Below are 17376 nucleotides of genomic sequence, written 5' to 3'. Positions count from 1 at the left end.
GTCGGGTCGGTCAGGGACGGGTGGTGGCGGCGAGCTGCCAGAGCACGCCGATCAGGGCGTTGGTGCTGGTGGTCTCGATGGCCGGATCGACGTTGGCGAGGGTGTCGCACGCCTGGTGGATGCAGTCCGAGATGCCGGTGCTGAAACCGGAGGACGGGATGCCGGCGTTGCCGAACGACTCGTTGTCCGACCCGCCGATGCCGATGTCGAAGGTGGCGTGCCCGCGGTCGGCGAACCAGGAGGCGAAGGCCTGCCCGGCCGCCTCGTCGGCCTGCGCTCCGTCCTGCACCACGAGCCACTGCTGGGTGTTCCGGCTGCCCGTCTGGTCGAAGTTGAGGTAGAGGTCGATCGCCTTCCGGCCGTCGGCGGACAGGCCGTTGACGTAGTCGGCGGAGCCGACCAGTCCGGCCTCCTCCGCCCCCCACCAGGCGAACCGCAGGTGCCGGGCGGGCTTGAGCCGGGCCTTGGCGACCTGGAGGGCGGTGGTCAGCACGGTCGCCGAACCGGAGCCGTTGTCGTTGATGCCCGGGCCCACCGGGACGCTGTCCAGGTGGGCGCCGGTGAGCAGCACGTGGTTCGGGTCGCCGCCCGGCCAGTCGGCGATCAGGTTGTAGCCGGCCCTGCCGTCGTGGTCGAAGCGGCGGAGCTCGGTGCGGAACCCCGCCCGGTCCAGCGCGTTCCGCACGTACGACACCGACTCCGCGTACCCCCGGGTGCCGTGCGCGCGGTTGCCGCCGTTGCGGTCGGCGATCCGCTGCAGGGCGCTCAGGTGCGGCATCACATCCCGCTCCGAGACGGTCGGGGCGGCCGCGGCGGCCACGCCCTCGGCAGGTGCGGCCGCGGCGACCGCGGACAGGGCCAGGGCCACGCCGAGCAGCCGGGTGGCGAGGAGCGACGGGCGGAGGGAGGACTTCACGCGGAGGCCTTTCGGAGCGGTACCGGGGCTCGCCCCGGCGGACTCCGCCACACTGGCCGGTCCGTGTCAGGAAGTTGTCAGGAACCGGTGGGGAAGCAGTGGGCCGTGACGTGACGTCAGATCGGCCCCCCGAGCAGGCGTTCTACGATCACCGCATGTGTGCACATGTCGTCGTCGCCGAGGACGATCCCAAACAGGCCGACCTCGTCCGCCTGTACCTGGAACGCGAAGGGCACCAGGTCGTCGTCGTCCACGACGGCCGCGCCGCCCTGCGCGAAGCCCGCCTCGGACCGGCCCAACTCCTGGTCCTGGACGTCATGATGCCCGTGCTGGACGGCCTCGACGTCTGCCGGGCCCTGCGCGCCGAGTCCGACCTGCCGGTGCTGATGCTCACCGCCCGCACCGCCGAGGACGACCTGCTGCTCGGCCTCGACCTCGGCGCCGACGACTACCTCACCAAGCCCTACAGCCCCCGGGAACTCGTCGCCCGGGTCCGCGCCCTGCTGCGCCGCCGCGCCCCCGCCGCCCCGCCCCGGGACACCGCGACGCCACCGGGCGCGCTGAGCGCCGGAACCCTGACCGTCGACCCGCTGCGCCACGAAATCACCGCCCACGGACAGCCCGTCAACTGCACACCCGCCGAATTCCGGCTGCTGGAGGTGCTGTCCGCCCAGCCCGGCCGGGTCTTCACCCGGGCCCAACTGCTGCAACACCTGCACGGCATCGACCGGTACACCACCGCCCGCACCGTCGACACCCACGTGATGAACCTGCGCCGCAAGATCGAACCGCACCCGCAGCGCCCCACCGTCCTGCTGACGGTGTACGGCATCGGCTACAAGCTCGCGGAGGTGCCGCGCGTTGCCCCGTGACACCCCGCTGCGCCGCAGCCTGACCGCCCGACTGCTCGCCCTCTCCGCGCTGGTGTCGCTCTGCTCCATCGCCGCCACGGCCTGGCTGGCCGCCCGCACCACCACCGGCGCGATCAAACAGGAACAGACCCAGGCCATCGCCGACCACACCCGGATCTACCGGCAACTGCTCGGCTACGCCGCGACCCACCCCGACTGGAACGACGCCCAGGACACCGTGCGGCAACTCGCCGCCGCCACCGGGCAGCGCATCGTCCTCGCGACCCCGCGCTTCGAACCGGTCATCGACTCCGCGGCCCCGGCCCCCGACCCCGCCGCCTTGCCCCGCACGCCCACCACCATCGTCGACCCGCTCTCCGTCGACCTCGCCATGCTGCCCGACGCCCCCGGCGACCGGATCGACGCACGCGCGGTCGGCCCGTTCCGGCTGACCCCGGGGGAGTACCAGGCGCTGCGCAACGAACTCGAGCAGCAGGCCGACTGCATGCGCACGGTGCTCGGCGTCGACGCGACCGTCACCGACGACCTCGCCGGGCGGCCGCAACTGCGCACCGCCAACGGCTCCGTCCTCGGCCGGCGCTGCGCGACGCCCATGGTGGCCAGCGCCCCCACCCGCACCGACACGGCGGCCCTCGCCGACCTCACCGCCCTCGCCAACGCCTGCCTGGCCCGCCAGCAGCTCGGACCCGTCACCCTGTCGCTGGGGCCGGACGGCGCCCCGGTCAGCAACGCCCGCCCGGACCAGCCGACCTCGGCGTGCCTCACCAACGCCCGCCGGCAGCAGCTCGTGCAGTACGTGGCGCCGCCCATGCTGCTGTTCGTCGGCACCCCGGCCGACACCGCCGGTCCCGCACCCGTCCTGACCGCCGCCCACCCCGGACGGGTCACCGAGGTCTCCGCCGTGGTGCTGGTGGTGACCGTGGCCGTCACGGTGACGGTCGGACTGCGGCTCTCCAGGCCGCTGCACGCACTCACCCACGCGGCCCGGCGGATGGCCGACGGAGACCTCTCGGCGCGGGTACGGGTCACCGGCCGCAACGAGATCTCCGGACTCGCCGCCGCCTTCAACGCCATGGCGGAGCGGCGCGGACAACTGGAGGAACTGCGCAAGGCCATGGTCGGCGACATCGCGCACGAACTCCGCACCCCGCTGAGCAACATCCGCGGCTGGCTGGAGGCCGTCGAGGACGGCGTCGCCACCGCCGACCGGGCCCTCACCGGCTCCCTGCTCGAAGAGGCCATGCTGCTCCAGCACCTCATCGACGACCTGCGGGACCTCGCCGCCGCCGACGCGGGCGAACTGACCCTGTTCCGCGAACCCGTCGACGTCGACGAACTGTTGACGCAGGTCGCCAACGCGCACGGCGCGCAGGCACAGGCGTCCGGGGTGACGCTGGCCGTCGAGCCGGCCGCCGATGCCTCGGAGGTCTTTGCCGACCCGGTGCGGCTGCGGCAGGCCGTGGGGAACCTGGTCTCCAACGCCGTCCGGTACACCCCCGCGGGCGGCACCGTCACCCTGCGGGTCCGGGCCGAGAGCGACGCCGTGCTGATCGAGGTCGCCGACACGGGCAGCGGCATCGCCGAAGCGGACCTGCCGCTGGTCTTCGAACGCTTCTGGCGCGCCGAGAGGTCACGCAGTCGGCGCAGCGGGGGCAGCGGGCTCGGCCTCGCCATCGTCCGCAAGATCGCCGAGCTCCACGACGGCGGCGTCCGGGTGGCCAGCACGCCGGGGGCGGGTTCGGTGTTCACGGTCCGGCTGCCGCTCGAGGGCGCGAAATCAGGCTCGCGCGAGCTGGCGGGCAGGCATCCGGGGGCGTAGGGGGTACCCCCAGCGCCCCCGGATTCGCGCCCGCCTGCGCTCTCCCGGTATGCGCACCCGCTGCCCTTTCCCTCCATGCTTGTCACGAGGTCCCCCATGCGTACAGAATGGAACCGACCGAACGGTCAGTCGGGAGGTGGGTGGTGGAGGCGAGCGCGGAAGCGCAGTCGCGGTTCGAGGCGGTGATCGCCAACGAACAGCGCGTGGAGCCCCGGGACTGGATGCCCGAGGCGTACCGGGCGACCCTGGTGCGGCAGATTGCGCAGCATGCCCACTCGGAGATCATCGGGATGCAGCCGGAGGGCAACTGGCTGACCCGGGCGCCGTCGCTCAGGCGCAAGGCGATCCTGTTGGCGAAGGCGCAGGACGAGGCCGGGCACGGGCTGTACCTGTACGCGGCGGCGGAGACCCTGGGCGTGGACCGGGCCGAGCTGACCGAGAAGTTGATCGACGGGCGGCAGAAGTACTCGTCGATCTTCAACTACCCGACGCTGACGTTCGCGGACGTCGGCGTGATCGGCTGGCTGGTGGACGGCGCGGCGATCTGCAACCAGGTCCCGCTGTGCCGGTGCAGTTACGGGCCGTACGCGCGGGCGATGGTGCGGATCTGCAAGGAGGAGTCCTTCCATCAGCGGCAGGGCTACGAGTTGCTGATGACGCTGATGGCCGGCACCGAGGCGCAGCAGCGGATGGTGCAGGACGCGGTGGACCGCTGGTGGTGGCCGTCGCTGATGATGTTCGGCCCGCCGGACGGGGCCTCGCCGAACAGCGAGCGGTCGATGGCATGGCGGATCAAGCGGCACAGCAACGACGAGCTGCGCCAGCGCTTCGTCGACATGACCGTCCCGCAGGCAGAGCACCTCGGCGTCACACTGCCGGACCCGGCGCTCGCCTGGAACGAGGAGCGCCGCAGCTGGGACTTCGGCGAGCCGGACTGGTCGGAGCTGATGCAGGTGATCAAGGGCCAGGGCCCGTGCAACGCGCAGCGGATCGACCGGCGGCGCGCCGCCCACGAGGACGGCGCCTGGGTGCGTGAGGCGGCGTCGGCGTACGCGGCCAAGCGCGGGCAGAGGAAGGGGAGTTCGGAATGAGCGGGGAGCGATCGTCCTGGCCGCTGTACGAGGTGTTCGTACGGCCCCGGCGCGGACTGAACCACGTGCATGTGGGGTCGCTGCACGCGGCCGACGACAGGATGGCGCTGCTGGCGGCGCGGGACCTGTACACCCGGCGCAACGAGGGGGTGAGCCTGTGGGTGGTCCGCTCGGACGCGATCACCGCGTCCAGCCCGGACGAGCAGGACCCGTTCTTCGCGCCGAGCGGCGACAAGGTGTACCGGCACCCGACGTTCTATCCGATCCCCGAGGACGTTCCGCACATCTGACGCGGAGCTGATCCGCCGTCAATTACAGGGCAGGGAAGGCGACATGACCGACGACCACGTGTACCTCTCACTGGCCGACGCCGCCGGGGAGCCGGACGGCGAGGCCCGCTGGGCCTACGGCACGGGGTTCGCCGATCCGCTGCTGGGCGTGGACGCCGCGCCGCCGCCGGGCATCGACCCGGCGGACCTCGCGGCGTACTGCCTGATGCTGGGCGACGACGCGCTGGTGCTGTCCCAGCGGCTGATCCAATGGATCACCCGGGCGCCGGAGTTGGAGGAGGAGGTGGCGCTCGCCAACCTCGGCCTCGACCTGCTCGGACAGGCCCGCCGACTGCTCACCCGGGCCGGGCAGCTGGACGGCACCGGCCGCGGTGAGGACGAACTCGCCTACTGGCGCGAGGACTTCGAGTACCGCAACGTCCGCCTGGTGGAGCTGGAGAACGGCGACTTCGCGCAGTGCGTGGCCCGGCTGCTGATGTTCGCCACCGCCCGCGAGGAGCTGTACCGCCGCCTGGCCGGGCACGCCGACCCGGTGCTGGCCGCCGTCGCGGCCCTCGGCGTCAAGGAGTTGGCGTACCACCGGGAGTACGCGCAGTCCTGGGTGCTGCGGCTCGGCGACGGCACCGCGTACTCGCGGGAGCGGATGCAGGCCGCGCTGGACGCGCTGTGGCCCTGGCTGGACGAGCTGTTCACCCCGCACGAGGTCGAACTGCGGCTCGGCGTCGACCCGTTCGAGCTGCGCGAACCCGTACTGGCAAGCCTGGCAACGGTGTTGGGGGAGGCCACACTGAGCGTCCCGGAGACCGCGCCGCGGGCGTACGTGAACGGCCGGGCCGGGCGGCACGGCGTGCACACCGAGGCGCTCGGCCCGCTGCTGGCCGAGCTCCAGGTGGTGGCCAGAGCGCACCCGGGGGCGACATGGTGACCACCGTCGAACGGGCCAGGGAGGTCGCGGCCGCGGTGCCCGACCCCGAACTGCCCATGCTCACCCTGGCAGACCTCGGCATCCTCGCCGACGTCGAGGAGCACGACGGGACGATCACCGCCTGGCTCACACCCACCTACTCCGGCTGCCCCGCGGTCGCCGAGATGGCCGGCGACGTGGCCCGGCGGCTGCGCGCGGCCGGCTTCGAGCAGGTCGAGGTGCGGCTGCGGATCGACCCGCCATGGTCCAGCGACCGGATCAGCGAGGAGGGCCGCCGGAAGCTGGCCGAGTCGGGCATCGCCCCGCCGGTTCTCGGGGCGCGGCCCGTGGTGGCCACACTGACACTCGGCCCGACCCGGCTGGCCGTGCACTGCCCGCAGTGCGGCTCCACCGACACCGAGGAACTCTCCCGGTTCGGCTCCACCGCCTGCAAGTCCCTGTGGCGGTGCCGCAGTTGCCGCGAACCCTTCGACCGGATCAAGGAGATCTGATGGCCGCCCGCCGCCCGCAGTTCCACATGCTGCCGATCGGCAACCTGGAACGGCTCTGCGAGGACGCCGTCGCGGTGACCTTCGACGTACCGCCCGCGCTCGCCGAGGAGTTCACGTTCCGGCCCGGGCAGACGCTCACGCTGCGCCGGATCGTCGACGGCGTGGACGAACGCCGCTCCTACTCGCTGTGCTCGCCCGTCGGCGGGCCACTGCGGATCGCCGTCCGCGAGGTGCCCGGCGGGCTGTTCTCGCACTGGCTGGTCGACCAGGCCGCGATCGGCGAGATGGTCGAAGTCCTGCGCCCCAGTGGGACGTTCACCGCCGACCCGGCCGAACCCGGCGAGCACGTGCTGATCGCCGCGGGCTCCGGCATCACCCCGATGGTGTCCATCGCGGGCTCCGTGCTGGCCGGCCACCCCGACTCGCGGGTCACCCTGCTGTACGGCAACCGGCGCAGCGACACGGTGATGTTCGCCGACGAGCTCGCCGACCTGAAGGACCGCTACCTCGACCGCTTCCAGCTCGTCCACGTGCTGTCCCGGGAGAGCCGGGACGCCGAACTGCTCAGCGGCCGGCTCGACGCGGACCGGGTGAAGGCGCTACTGGAGGCGCTGGTGGACGTCCCCGAGGTCGACCACTGGTGGCTGTGCGGGCCGTTCGGGCTGGTGACGGACGCCAAGCAGCTTCTGGCCGAACTCGGCGTCCCCGCCGGGCGGGTGCACCAGGAACTGTTCCACGCCGAGGACGAACGGGCCGAGGAACGACACCTGGAACCCGCGCCCGACGCCGACGCCAGCGAGGTCACCCTCGTCCTCGACGGCCGCTCCAGCACACTCGCCCTGCCGCGCGACCGCGCCATCCTGGACGGCGCCCAACGCGCCCGCCCCGACCTGCCGTTCGCCTGCAAGGGCGGCGTCTGCGGCACCTGCCGCGCCCTGCTCTGCGACGGCAAGGTCGAGATGCGCCGCAACTTCGCGCTGGAGGAGTCCGAACTGGCCGCCGGCTACATCCTCACCTGCCAGGCCCGGCCGGTCTCCGACCAGGTCACCGTGGACTACGACCGGTAACTGCGGTCACACGGTGACTGCCGTCAGACGGTAGCTCCCGCTACGCGGTAACTCCCGTTACACGGCGGCGGGTTCGGCGGCCGGCCGGTCGCTTCCGCGCAGCAGGCGGACGACCTCGTTCACCGCTGCGCGGCCCGCCCGGTTGGCGCCGACCGTGGACGCCGAAGGGCCGTAGCCGAGCAGGTGGATGCGCGGGTCGTCGGTGACGCGGGTGCCGGTCATCCGGATGCCGCCGCCCGGGCCGCGCAGGGCGAGCGGCGCCAGGTGGGTCAGCTCGGCGCGGAAACCCGTCGCCCAGATGATCACATCCACCGCCAACTCCTGCTCGCCCCAGGCCACTCCGTGCTCGGTGAGACGGTCGAACATCGGGCGGCGGTTCAGCACACCCAGCGCCTCGGCCCGGCGGTACGCGACGCTCGGGCCGAGACCGGTCACCGAGACCACGCTGCGCACCGGCAGGCCCGCCGCGACCCGCTCCGCCACCTTGGCCACCACCTCGCGGCCGAACTCCGGTGTGAACGGCCCCTCGTGGACCACCGGCGGGGTACGCGTCACCCACACCGTCTCGGCGACCTCGCCCACCTCGGACAGCACCTGGATCGCCGACGCCCCGCCACCGACCACCACCACCCGCAGCCCGGCGAACTCCGCCGGGCCCCGGTAGTCCGCGTAGTGCAACTGACGGCCCGCGAACCGGCCCGGGTAGCGCGGCAGGAACGGCCGCGTCCAGGTGCCGGTCGCGTTCAGCAGCGCCCGGGTGACCCAGTTGCCGGAGTCGGTCTCCACCAGCAGCCGCCCGTCCGGCCGGTCGCGCACCGCCAGGACCTTCACCGGGCGCACCACCGGCAGGGCGTGCTGCGCCTCGTACGCGGCGAAGTAGCCCGGCACGGCGACCCGGGCCGGGGTGGCCGGGTCGGTGGCGGGCAGCTCGAAGTCCGGCAGGTCGTGGAAGCCGTGCACGGTGGCCATCGTCAGCGACGGCGAGCGGTGCGCCCAGGCGCCGCCCGGGGCGCCGTCCGCGTCAAGCACCACGAAGCCGGTGTACGGGGCGAGGCCGCGACGGTGCAGGTGGTAGGCGGCGGACAGGCCGGCCTGGCCCGCGCCGATCACCACCGCGTCCACCTCGCGGGGGTCGGCGGCGGGCTCGGTCGTTGCACCTTGAACAGTCACGCCGGTGAAACATCGCCGCGCGGGCGGGTGTTCCCGTCTCAGCCGCCGTTTTCGGGCAGCAGGCGCAGGGCGGCGGCGACCAGCGCCTCGGGGCCGTCCGGGCGCAGGCCCAGGAACAGCCGGGGCTCGGTGAGTTCGAGCTCGATCAGCGCGGGGGAGCCGTCCGGCAGACGCACCAGATCGACCCGGGCGTAGAGCAGCTCCGCGCGCTCCGGGACGGCCGCCAGCACCTGCTCGGCGAGGGCGAGTTGGTCGTCGGCGGGCTCCCGGGCGACATCGGCGAAGCCGCCACCGAGCATCGGGCCGCGGCGCACCGCGTGGCTGAACTCCCCGCCCAGGTACAGCAACGAGGTCTCGCCCTCGTCCTCGACCATCGGCAGGTACGGCTGCACCATCGCGGTGCGGCCGGCCGCGGTGAGGGCGGCGGTGTGCGCGAGCGCCTCGGCACGGTCGGTGGTGCGCAGGGTGTCCCGGGCGCCGGACGAGACGGTGGGCTTCACCACCAGCTCCGGCCAGTCGGCGCCGGCGAGTTCCCCGCCCGGGGCGACCCAGACGGTGGGAACGATCGGCACACCGGCCCCGGCCAGGTCGCGCAGGTAGGTCTTGTCGGTGTTGCGCTCCAGCACCGGTACCGGATTGGCCAGCCGGGTCAGCGCGGCCGTCCGGCGGGCCCAGTCGAGGAACGCGTCGCGGTACAGGATGTAGTCCCAGACGCTGCGGACCAGAACCAGCTCGTAGCCGCTCCAGTCGACCGCCGGGTCGTCCCAGACCGCGGCCTCCGCGGACACTCCGGCCCGGGCGAACGCGGCCAGCACGGGCCGCATTTCCACGTCCTCGATGCCCCGGCAGGTGGCGTACGCGACCCGGGCCGGGCCGGTCGGTGCGGGAACGGAAGGCAGAGGGGTGCTCACGGGTGCTCCTGGCGGTGCGCGGGACGGGCCGGCAGCGAGGCTCTTATGCATCCGTGAGCGGTGTCAAACGTTTTACTGACCGTCAGACAAGTTGACCTCTCTGTGGTCGAAACCGAGTTCGTCTACGCGGGGATGGTCTCCGCGTAGACGATCTCCAGCGCGTGATCACTTCTGATCAACCGTGACCGCCCCCGAAACCGAGTCAGCCGTCGAGCGGCTCGATGACCGCGGCGGTGCCGTACGCGCACACCTCCGTACCGACGTCAGCAGCCTCCGTGACGTCAAATCGCATCATCAGAACGGCGTTGCCGCCACGCGCCTTGGTCTGCTCGACCAGCCGCTCCATCGCCTGGTTCCGGGTCTCCACGAGCGTCTTCGTGAGGCCCCTCAGCTCACCGCCCATCAGCGACTTCAGGCCCGCGCCGATCTGTGAGCCGATGTGCCGCGAACGCACCGTCAGGCCGAACACCTCGCCGATCACCCGCACCACCTTGTGGCCCGGCACATCGTTCGTGGTGACCACCAGCACGCCGCCGGACGGATCCTGCCCACCGCCGAAATTGTCCAGTTCACTCATGGTTCCCACCTTCCGTCACGATTTGGTCGGAACGCCAGCATGGCACACGGAAAGCGCTTTCCGCGCTACCTCGGCAGGCCTGTCCGGCATCGGATCGGGAGAGCGGATGGACATCGGACCCCCGGGTTTGTCAACCTGGTGGCATGGGCGAGCGAAGCGATCATCCACACGGGCCTGGCGCGGCGGAGGACTCCGGCGCGCAGGAGATCGAGGCCACCGTGGTGCTGGGCATCCGGATCACCGACTGGCCGGCCCTGCGGGCCGCCGCACAAGCGGCCGTCGAAGACCTGGATTTCGCCGGGATCGACCCCGAGGGCCAACGCCGCCAACTGCTGCGGGAAGTCGCCGAAGACCCCAACGCGGCCCTCGGTGCACTGCTCCACCCCGACCGGCTGGTCGCCGCCATCCCCGGCATCGAAGCCCTCGGCGGCACGCTGGAAATCAGCGTCACCGACGACTTCGCACCCGACTTCGCCGAACTGTTCCCCCTCGACGACGGCAGCGACACCGGCGACTGGACCCTCACCCCGCGCACCGCGTGCCTGCTGCACACCCAGCTGATCAGCCTCTCCGACGCCGCCTACGAAGACCTCGACGAACACGGCGACGACCCCGTCACCGTTGTCGACGAAGCCGACTGGACCGTCTTCGGCCGCCTCCAGCAGCGCACCTGGAACCTGCACCGCGGCTGGCGGCGCGCCTTCGCCCGTGCCTTCGACGACCTCGCCGACGACCTCGCACTCGGCGAATGGCCACTGCCCCGCAGCCTCGCGGAGGACGTCGCGCTGCGCCTCGCGCTCGCCGACGCCCGCGCACTGCTCGGCTCCCAACCCGAGTCCGTGGCCGACATGATGGGCGACCTGCCCGCCGACCTGTACGACTACGACTGGGACGGCTGCGCCGACGAACTCTTCGGCGTCTACGGCCCCGAAGAGACCCCCGACGACCTGGACGCCGGACAGCGGATCGACCAACTCCTCGCCGCCACCCACCCCGAGGGCTGGTTCCTCGGCTACCGGGACGCCGAGGAACGCGACCCCGGGCGGGGCTACCGGCGCTGAACTGGCATGCTGGAGGGGTGAGCTCACCCACCGACGTGCCCAGCGAACTTCCCCCGTCCGCCCCCGCCGCTCTGCCCGCGGTCGGCGGGGACGCCGAGGACCGCGACTCCCACGAGCAGTACGTGCTGCCGCTGGTGGTCCGGCTGGAGAAGGCGGACCCGCCCGGCCGGACGGACGCGTTGGAGACCTCGGCCCGGGCCGTGCTCACCCTGCTCTCCGACCCGCGGGTCACCGCCGACGACGGCGAGTGGGCGGAACGCGTCAAGGCCTGGGAGGACGCCCGGATCCGCAAGGTCGTGCGACGCGCCCGCGGCGGCGAGTGGCGCAAGGCGGGCGAGCTGCCCGGAATCACCGTCACCGGCGAGCGCGCCGAAGTCCGCGTCTTCCCGCCGATCCCGCTGGACGGCTGGCCCAAGGAACTCGCCAAACTCCAGGTCTCCGGCACCGAACTCGACGACCCCACCCCACCCGCCCCCGTCCCCGAGGGCGTCCCCGTCCTGTGGCTCAACCCCGAGTTGGAGATGAGCGCCGGCAAGACCATGGCGCAGACCGGCCACGCCGCCCAGCTCGCCTGGTGGGAACTGAACGACGCCGAGCGCAAGGAATGGGCCGAAGGCGGCTTCCAGCTCGCCGTCCGAACCGCCCCCGCCGCCGACTGGCCCGCCCTCACCGACGGACACCTCCCGGTCGTCCGCGACGCCGGCTTCACCGAGATCGCCCCCGGCAGCTGCACCGTCGTCGCCGACCACCCGGCCATGCGGGCCCGCTGACGCCGCCGGGCCGACTGTTCCATTGGACGGCGGCGCGACACCGCCCCGACCTGTCCGTTGGACGGGCGTTGGCGGGAGGTGGTGGGGTCAGTTCAGCGGTACGTCGAGGCGGGCGCGGCGGTGGCTGAACGTGGCGATGGAGTGAGGGCCGTGGTAGCTGCCGAGGCCGGACTCACCGACGCCGCCGAAGGGCAGGTCGGGTACGCGGAGGTGAGCCATGGGCAAGCCGAATCCGAGGCCGCCGGAAGACGTCTCGGCGGCGAGGCGAGCGCGCGTGGTCTCGTTCCCGGTGAAGCCGTACAGGGCCAGCGGCTTGTCGCGGTCGTTGATGAAGGCGATGGCCTCGTCCAGGTCTGCGACCTCGACGACCGGCAGAACGGGGCCGAAGATCTCTTCCTGCATGACCGGGTCCTCGGCCTTCACGCCGGTCAGGACGGTGGGCGCGATGTAGACGTCGTCGCGGTCGGTCGTGCCGCCGAAGGCGAGGGTGCCGGAGTCGAGCAGAGCGGCGACCCGGTCGAAGTGGCGCTGGTTGACGAGACGTCCGTACGCGTCCGAGGCCTGCGGGTCGCTGCCGAACATGCGCTCCGTGGCCTCGGCGAGTGCGGCCGCCAGGCGCCGGGCGGTGGCCGGGTCGGTCAGGACGTAGTCGGGGGCGACGCACGTCTGGCCGGCATTGCGGAACTTGGCGTCGGCCAGGCGGGCCGCGACCGTGTCGATGTCGGTGTCGCTGTCGACGAACACCGGGGACTTGCCGCCCAGTTCGAGCGTGACGGGGGTGAGGTGCTCGGCTGCCGCGCGCATGACGATGCGGCCGACGGTGCCGTTGCCGGTGTAGAAGATGTGGTCGAAGTGCTGGGCGAGCAGCTCGGTGGTCTCGGGCACCGCGCCCTCGACGACGGCGACCGCGTCCCGGTCGAGGTACTCCGGTACCAGTCGGGCCATCAACGCCGAGGTGGCGGGGGCGAGTTCGCTCGGCTTGAGGACGACGGTGTTGCCGGAGGCGAGCGCCCCGGCGCCGGGGACGAGCGACAGCTGGACCGGGTAGTTCCAGGGCGCGATGACAAGAACGGTGCCCAGCGGTTCGTAGTGGGTTCCGGCGGTCGTGCCCTGCGGCAGCCCGGCCAGGGACTGGGCGCCGAGCGGTTCGGGGGTCAGCCACTCCTCCAGGTGGGCGAGGGTGTGGTCGATCTCGCGGATCGGGAAGTCGACCTCGGCGGCGTACGCCTCGGCGCGCGGCTTGCGGAGATCGGCGTGGAGGGCGTCGGCGATGGCATCCCGGTTGTCGGTGAACAGGGTGCGCAGTGCGGTCAGTTGGGCGCGGCGCCAGGCGATCGGCTTGGTCCTGCCGGAGCGGAACGTGGCCCGCAGTGACGCGATGAGGGATTCGGTGTCAGACATGGCAGTGGTACTCCTGATGCTGGTCAGTGGGCGCTGAACAGCAGGTCGATGCTGTGGTTGACCTGGCTGCCGGGCTCGACGTACTGGTCTGCGGCCTGGCGCCGGGCGAGGAAACGCGGAGTCGCACGGTGTGCTTCGGCAGCCTCGGCGTCGACGTACACCTCGTAGCGGAAGACGCTCCGTGCTGGCCGGGCCGGGCGAGGGAGTGGGGAGCCCCGGCCGGTGGGGAGGCGGGGAAGTCAGCTGCCCGCGGTCACGACGGGCTCGGGTACGCCCAGCAGTCCGGCCACGAGGGCGTCGGATCCCAGGGGCAGCAGGCGGTGCGCGTCCGTCGCGTGCTCCAGGCCGACCACGAGCGAGATGCAGATGTCCGCGGCCTCGGCGGGCCCGACCCCTTTTGCGGTGCCCGCCTCGGCGAAGAGTCCGGTGAGCAGGTGGCGCAGCTCGGCGGTGAAGCCGGAGCAGATCCCGCCGAAGAGGCGGGCCTTGTCGTCGAGGAGTTCGGCCGTGTGCGGGGAGTCCTCGGACAGGGCGAGGACGAGTTCGAGCTTGGCGGCGAGCACGCCCCGGACGCGGGCGGTGTACGGAACCGCGCTGTCGGCCGCTGCCCGGCGGGCCCGCACGAGCGCCTGCTCGTGCAGGCGCCCGGCGAGCCGCCGGAAGGCGTCGTCCTTGCTGCGCACGTACTGGTAGACCGCGGACCGGGACACGCCCATGGTGGTGGCGATGTCGTCCATCGTGGTGCGCCGCACGCCGTACCTGGTCAGGCAGTCGTACGTGGCGTCGAGGACCTCGTCGAGCCGGTCGGTGCCCATCGGGTCAGGCCAGCTTCTTGAGCATTTCGACGGCCAGCGGGGCGGAGGAGGCCGGGTTCTGGCCGGTGACCAGGTTGCGGTCGACCACCACGTTCGGCACCCACGGCTCGCCGATCCGGACGTTCACGCCGGCCTCGGTGAGGCGGTCCTGGAGCAGCCACTTCGCCTTGTCGGCGAAGCCGGCCTGGGTCTCCTCGGCGTTGGTGAAGGCGGCGACGTCGTAGCCGGCGAAGGCGTTGGTGCCGTCGGCCTCGACGGCTGCCAGCAGCGCGGCCGGGGCGTGGCAGACCACTCCGAGCGGCCTGCCGGACTCCAGTGCGAGGGTGAGGAGGCGGCCGGAGTCGGCGTTGACCGCGAGGTCCTCCATGGGGCCGTGGCCGCCGGGGTAGAAGACGGCCGCGTAGTCGTCGAGGTCGATGTCTTCGACCTTGATCGGCGACTGCAGCTCGCCGAAGCCGGCCAGGGCGTCGGCGATGCGGTCGGCGTTCTCCTGCCCGCCGTTGGCCTCGGGGGCGAGGCTGCCCTTGTCGACGGTGGGAACGACACCGCCGGGCGTGGCGACCACGATCTCGTGACCGGCCGCCTTGAAGGCCTGGTAGGGGGCGACGGCCTCCTCGGCCCAGAAGCCGGTGGGGTGCTTGGTGCCGTCGGCCAGCGTCCAGTGGTCGGCGCCGGTGACGACGAAGAGGATCTTCGACATGAGGGTGGTTCTCCGAGGGTGCGGATCCCGTACGGGCCGTAGGGATCGGGGACGGTAGGTCGCCGCCGCCGACGTTTCCGAAGGACTGACACTTCGTGTTCAGTTCGTCAGTGCGGCGATGTCCTCGAAGGTAGGACCCCTGCCCCATCGGAATCCAATAGGCTCGTGCATGTGAGAGATAGGGATCCCAATGGACCGCCGGGAATACCGCCGCCGCAGGGCAGCGGCCTTCTCGATCTGAATCTGCTGCGCACGTTCCTCGCGGTGTACCGCGCCGGCGCCTTCACCGCGGGCGCCCGCGTGCTGGGCCTGTCACAACCGACAGTGACCACGCAGATCCGCTCGCTGGAGAACCAGCTGGGCCGGGAGCTGTTCGAGCGGCTGTCCCGCGGCGTCGCCCCGACCCCGTTCGCCGACGAGCTGGCCGCGCGGGTCATGGAGCCGCTGGACGCCCTCGGCCCGGTCAGCGGCGGCGCCCTCTTCGGCGAGAGCGACGCGGAACCCGTGCACCTGGCGGGGCCTGCCGAGTACCTCACGCACTGCGTCATGCCGACGCTCGCCCCGCTCGTCGACAAGGGTGTGCGCCTGCGCGTCGCATTCGGCCTCACCGACGACTTGCTCGACGGACTGCGCGCGGGCCGGCACGACCTGGTGGTGGCCACCCTGCGCCCACGTGGCCGCGCGCTCGCCTCCGTACCGCTGGCCGACGAGGAATTCGTCCTGGTCGCCGCACCTTCATGGGCCGAACGGATCGGATCACGCCTTGCCGCCGAGGGGCCCGCAGCCCTGCACGGAGTGCCGCTCGTCTCGTACGCCGAGGACCTGCCGATCGTCCGCCGCTACTGGCGCCACGTGTTCGACAGGCGCTTGACCTGCCAGCCGACCGTCACGGTCCCCGACCTCGGAGCAGTCAAGGCGGCGGTTGTCGGCGGCGCAGGGTTCAGTGTGCTGCCCCGCTACCTGTGCGCCGACGATCTGGCCTCGGGCACCCTGACCCTCCTCAACGATCCGGACGACCCGCCGATCAACACCGGCTTCCTGGTCCAGCGCCCAGGATCGTCCACGAACCCCCACGTCACGCTGGTCCGAGACCACCTGCTGCGCTCCGCCCGCGAGGCCTGAGGGCCGCCGCAGCCCTCGCCCTCGCCCACGCCCTCGCCCTCGCCCACGCCCTCGCCCTCGCCCTCGCCCTCGCCCTCGCCCTCGCCCTCGCCCTCGCCCTCGCCCTCGCCCCGGAACATGGGTGATCCGGTGTTCGCGGCCGGTCAGTTGTGGGCGTGGGACTGCGTCGGGCGGCGCGTGTGGACGGCGACCAGGCCGAGTGTGCCGCACGCGCCCAGCGCCAGGCCGAGGAGCAGGCTGAGCGCGTGGCTCCAGATCTGCCGGTCGGCCAGGTGCGGCGCCGCCGGGGGTGCGGAGGGCGCAGGATCCGGGGGGAGGGGCGCGGGCGGTTCGCCACTGACGGCGACGCTCCAGTGGCGGTGCCACTCCTCCTCGTCACCGCCACAGGCCCGGACGAAGGCCCTGGTCGTGAGCCAGGACGGGAGGCGCAATCCGCTGGCCGCCTCGTAGAGCGTGGTGTGGGAGATGGAGCCGACCGTCTTCGCCATCGTGCGGAACGACGGCTGGCCGGCATCCCGACGCAGTGCGCGCAGATCGTTGGCGAAGCTCGCGGCTGCGGCCTGTGCGGGCGGTTGCTGCCCGGGTTTCAGCTCCTGTTCGCCTGCCATGACGCCCCCTGTGTTGTCAGTTGTCAGAGCCTCGGTGCCGCCGTGTATTTGTCGCGTACGGATCATAGATGCTCTGTGAAGGAGGCGGCCGACGATGTGTCAACTTCAGTGCGCCGAGGGCGTGTTCCGGCCGTTCGGCGAGAGGTGTCAAGTGTTGTCAGTTTCTGTCAGGCGGTACCGAACACCACGGGTTCTCTGATCGCCTGTGTTCGCCGTCGAGGTCGATTCGACGGTATGGACACGGTTCGACCGAAGAGGAGAATCGGCGTGATCAAGGGCATTCTCACGAAGATCGGCCGCCGCGGAGCGGGTGTGGCGGCAGCGGCGGCGCTGACGGCCGGTGCGATCGGCCTTTCGACGGGCAGCGCGAACGCCGTCGGGTGGTACTACCTCACCGACCATCCGAGCGGCCACGGCGTCGGCGTCTACTGGCAGCCGAACTCGTCGTCCGGCAAGGCCGCCGGCGACCTGTACTCGACCTCCGGGTCCGGAGACGCGGTCGACATGGTGTGCTGGACCACCGGCGAGAACATCAACAACCAGGGCAACGTCTGGTACCGGGTGATCCGGGTCTACTCCGCCGCCTACGGCTACTGGCCGCAGAACGGCACCTCCGTGGCCTACGTGTACGGGGCCTACGCGGACGGCAACTGGAACTTCCACGTCCCGACCGTGCCCCGCTGCGCATGACCCTGGTCGATCTCGACCAGCGCTGCTGTCCGCCGCACCCCGTCCGGCTCCGGACGGAGTGAGGCGTTCGGGGAGGGGTG

20 protein-coding genes are annotated in these 17376 nt (G+C 72.1%); 11 read left to right on the top strand and 9 right to left on the bottom strand.

What is annotated here, in order from left to right; translation table 11 throughout:
* Positions 1 to 10: 10 nt before the first annotated feature.
* Complete coding sequence (locus tag ACGFWJ_RS03220) at positions 11 to 916, bottom strand: M28 family peptidase (RefSeq protein ID WP_392944661.1); 906 nt, start codon at positions 914 to 916, stop codon at positions 11 to 13.
* A 155-nt stretch (positions 917 to 1071) separates the two neighbouring features.
* Here ACGFWJ_RS03220 and ACGFWJ_RS03215 point away from each other — a divergent pair, with 155 nt between their 5' ends.
* The 7 genes from ACGFWJ_RS03215 (at position 1072) to paaE (ending at position 7471) form a co-directional block, all read left to right on the top strand.
* Positions 1072 to 1788, top strand: coding sequence for a response regulator transcription factor (locus ACGFWJ_RS03215; protein WP_392944659.1), 717 nt, complete (start codon positions 1072 to 1074; stop codon positions 1786 to 1788).
* Positions 1778 to 3607 carry a sensor histidine kinase gene (locus ACGFWJ_RS03210; protein WP_392944657.1) on the top strand — a complete coding sequence of 610 codons (1830 nt, stop codon included), beginning with the start codon at positions 1778 to 1780 and terminating at the stop codon, positions 3605 to 3607. Before ACGFWJ_RS03215 ends, ACGFWJ_RS03210 begins: the two co-directional genes overlap by 11 nt.
* Positions 3608 to 3714: 107 nt before the next feature.
* On the top strand, positions 3715 to 4698 hold the full coding sequence (paaA, locus tag ACGFWJ_RS03205; RefSeq protein WP_387635009.1) for a 1,2-phenylacetyl-CoA epoxidase subunit PaaA: 984 nt from the start codon (positions 3715 to 3717) through the stop codon (positions 4696 to 4698).
* Positions 4695 to 4988 (top strand): 1,2-phenylacetyl-CoA epoxidase subunit PaaB, encoded by a 294-nt coding sequence (gene paaB / locus ACGFWJ_RS03200; RefSeq protein WP_392944654.1) that lies wholly within the window; start codon positions 4695 to 4697, stop codon positions 4986 to 4988. The genes paaA and paaB overlap by 4 nt, the downstream gene beginning before the upstream one ends.
* A gap of 43 nt (positions 4989 to 5031) precedes the next feature.
* Complete coding sequence (paaC, locus tag ACGFWJ_RS03195) at positions 5032 to 5913, top strand: 1,2-phenylacetyl-CoA epoxidase subunit PaaC (protein WP_392944652.1); 882 nt, start codon at positions 5032 to 5034, stop codon at positions 5911 to 5913.
* Positions 5907 to 6404: a 1,2-phenylacetyl-CoA epoxidase subunit PaaD gene (gene paaD / locus ACGFWJ_RS03190; RefSeq protein ID WP_392944650.1), complete on the top strand. Its 498-nt coding sequence runs from the start codon at positions 5907 to 5909 to the stop codon at positions 6402 to 6404. The genes paaC and paaD overlap by 7 nt, the downstream gene beginning before the upstream one ends.
* Entirely contained in the window at positions 6404 to 7471 is a 1068-nt protein-coding gene (gene paaE / locus ACGFWJ_RS03185) for a 1,2-phenylacetyl-CoA epoxidase subunit PaaE (RefSeq protein ID WP_392944648.1), read from the top strand. The genes paaD and paaE overlap by 1 nt, the downstream gene beginning before the upstream one ends.
* Before the next feature lie 57 nt (positions 7472 to 7528).
* Here the strand turns inward: paaE and ACGFWJ_RS03180 are convergent, their stop codons facing one another.
* The 3 genes from ACGFWJ_RS03180 to ACGFWJ_RS03170 form a co-directional block, all read right to left on the bottom strand.
* Positions 7529 to 8641, bottom strand: a complete 1113-nt coding sequence (locus ACGFWJ_RS03180) for an NAD(P)-binding domain-containing protein (protein ID WP_392944646.1) — start codon at positions 8639 to 8641, stop codon at positions 7529 to 7531.
* Between the two features lie 38 nt (positions 8642 to 8679).
* On the bottom strand, positions 8680 to 9552 hold the full coding sequence (locus tag ACGFWJ_RS03175) for a RimK family alpha-L-glutamate ligase (RefSeq protein ID WP_392944644.1): 873 nt from the start codon (positions 9550 to 9552) through the stop codon (positions 8680 to 8682).
* A gap of 202 nt (positions 9553 to 9754) precedes the next feature.
* The gene (locus tag ACGFWJ_RS03170; protein WP_392944642.1) at positions 9755 to 10129 is read right to left on the bottom strand and encodes a YbjQ family protein; all 375 of its coding nucleotides are present in this window, start codon (positions 10127 to 10129) and stop codon (positions 9755 to 9757) included.
* Between the two features lie 143 nt (positions 10130 to 10272).
* Here ACGFWJ_RS03170 and ACGFWJ_RS03165 point away from each other — a divergent pair, with 143 nt between their 5' ends.
* Entirely contained in the window at positions 10273 to 11190 is a 918-nt protein-coding gene (locus tag ACGFWJ_RS03165) for a hypothetical protein (protein WP_392944640.1), read from the top strand.
* A gap of 17 nt (positions 11191 to 11207) precedes the next feature.
* Positions 11208 to 11960, top strand: a complete 753-nt coding sequence (locus ACGFWJ_RS03160) for a peptidyl-tRNA hydrolase (RefSeq protein ID WP_392944638.1) — start codon at positions 11208 to 11210, stop codon at positions 11958 to 11960.
* An 87-nt stretch (positions 11961 to 12047) separates the two neighbouring features.
* Here ACGFWJ_RS03160 and ACGFWJ_RS03155 read toward each other — a convergent pair whose 3' ends face one another.
* From ACGFWJ_RS03155 to ACGFWJ_RS03140, 4 genes are all read right to left on the bottom strand, one after another.
* Positions 12048 to 13361 (bottom strand): aldehyde dehydrogenase family protein, encoded by a 1314-nt coding sequence (locus tag ACGFWJ_RS03155; protein ID WP_392944636.1) that lies wholly within the window; start codon positions 13359 to 13361, stop codon positions 12048 to 12050.
* A 23-nt stretch (positions 13362 to 13384) separates the two neighbouring features.
* Positions 13385 to 13522, bottom strand: coding sequence for a hypothetical protein (locus ACGFWJ_RS03150; protein ID WP_392944634.1), 138 nt, complete (start codon positions 13520 to 13522; stop codon positions 13385 to 13387).
* Between the two features lie 78 nt (positions 13523 to 13600).
* Positions 13601 to 14176 carry a TetR/AcrR family transcriptional regulator gene (locus tag ACGFWJ_RS03145; protein WP_392944632.1) on the bottom strand — a complete coding sequence of 192 codons (576 nt, stop codon included), beginning with the start codon at positions 14174 to 14176 and terminating at the stop codon, positions 13601 to 13603.
* Positions 14177 to 14180: 4 nt separating this feature from the next.
* The gene (locus ACGFWJ_RS03140) at positions 14181 to 14876 is read right to left on the bottom strand and encodes a type 1 glutamine amidotransferase domain-containing protein (protein ID WP_392944630.1); all 696 of its coding nucleotides are present in this window, start codon (positions 14874 to 14876) and stop codon (positions 14181 to 14183) included.
* Between the two features lie 171 nt (positions 14877 to 15047).
* On the opposite strand from ACGFWJ_RS03140, the gene ACGFWJ_RS03135 reads away from it, so the two are divergent.
* The gene (locus tag ACGFWJ_RS03135; RefSeq protein ID WP_392944628.1) at positions 15048 to 15998 is read left to right on the top strand and encodes a LysR family transcriptional regulator; all 951 of its coding nucleotides are present in this window, start codon (positions 15048 to 15050) and stop codon (positions 15996 to 15998) included.
* A gap of 143 nt (positions 15999 to 16141) precedes the next feature.
* Here the strand turns inward: ACGFWJ_RS03135 and ACGFWJ_RS03130 are convergent, their stop codons facing one another.
* Positions 16142 to 16606 (bottom strand): hypothetical protein, encoded by a 465-nt coding sequence (locus ACGFWJ_RS03130; RefSeq protein ID WP_392944626.1) that lies wholly within the window; start codon positions 16604 to 16606, stop codon positions 16142 to 16144.
* A 267-nt stretch (positions 16607 to 16873) separates the two neighbouring features.
* On the opposite strand from ACGFWJ_RS03130, the gene ACGFWJ_RS03125 reads away from it, so the two are divergent.
* On the top strand, positions 16874 to 17296 hold the full coding sequence (locus ACGFWJ_RS03125; protein ID WP_392944624.1) for a hypothetical protein: 423 nt from the start codon (positions 16874 to 16876) through the stop codon (positions 17294 to 17296).
* The last annotated feature ends 80 nt before the right edge of the window (positions 17297 to 17376 follow it).

The sequence above is a fragment of the Kitasatospora sp. NPDC048407 genome, from assembly GCF_043200475.1.
Taxonomy (GTDB): Bacteria; Actinomycetota; Actinomycetes; order Streptomycetales; family Streptomycetaceae; genus Kitasatospora.
Note: the sequence above shows the minus strand (reverse complement) of the source record. Positions and strands in the feature narration are given on the sequence as shown.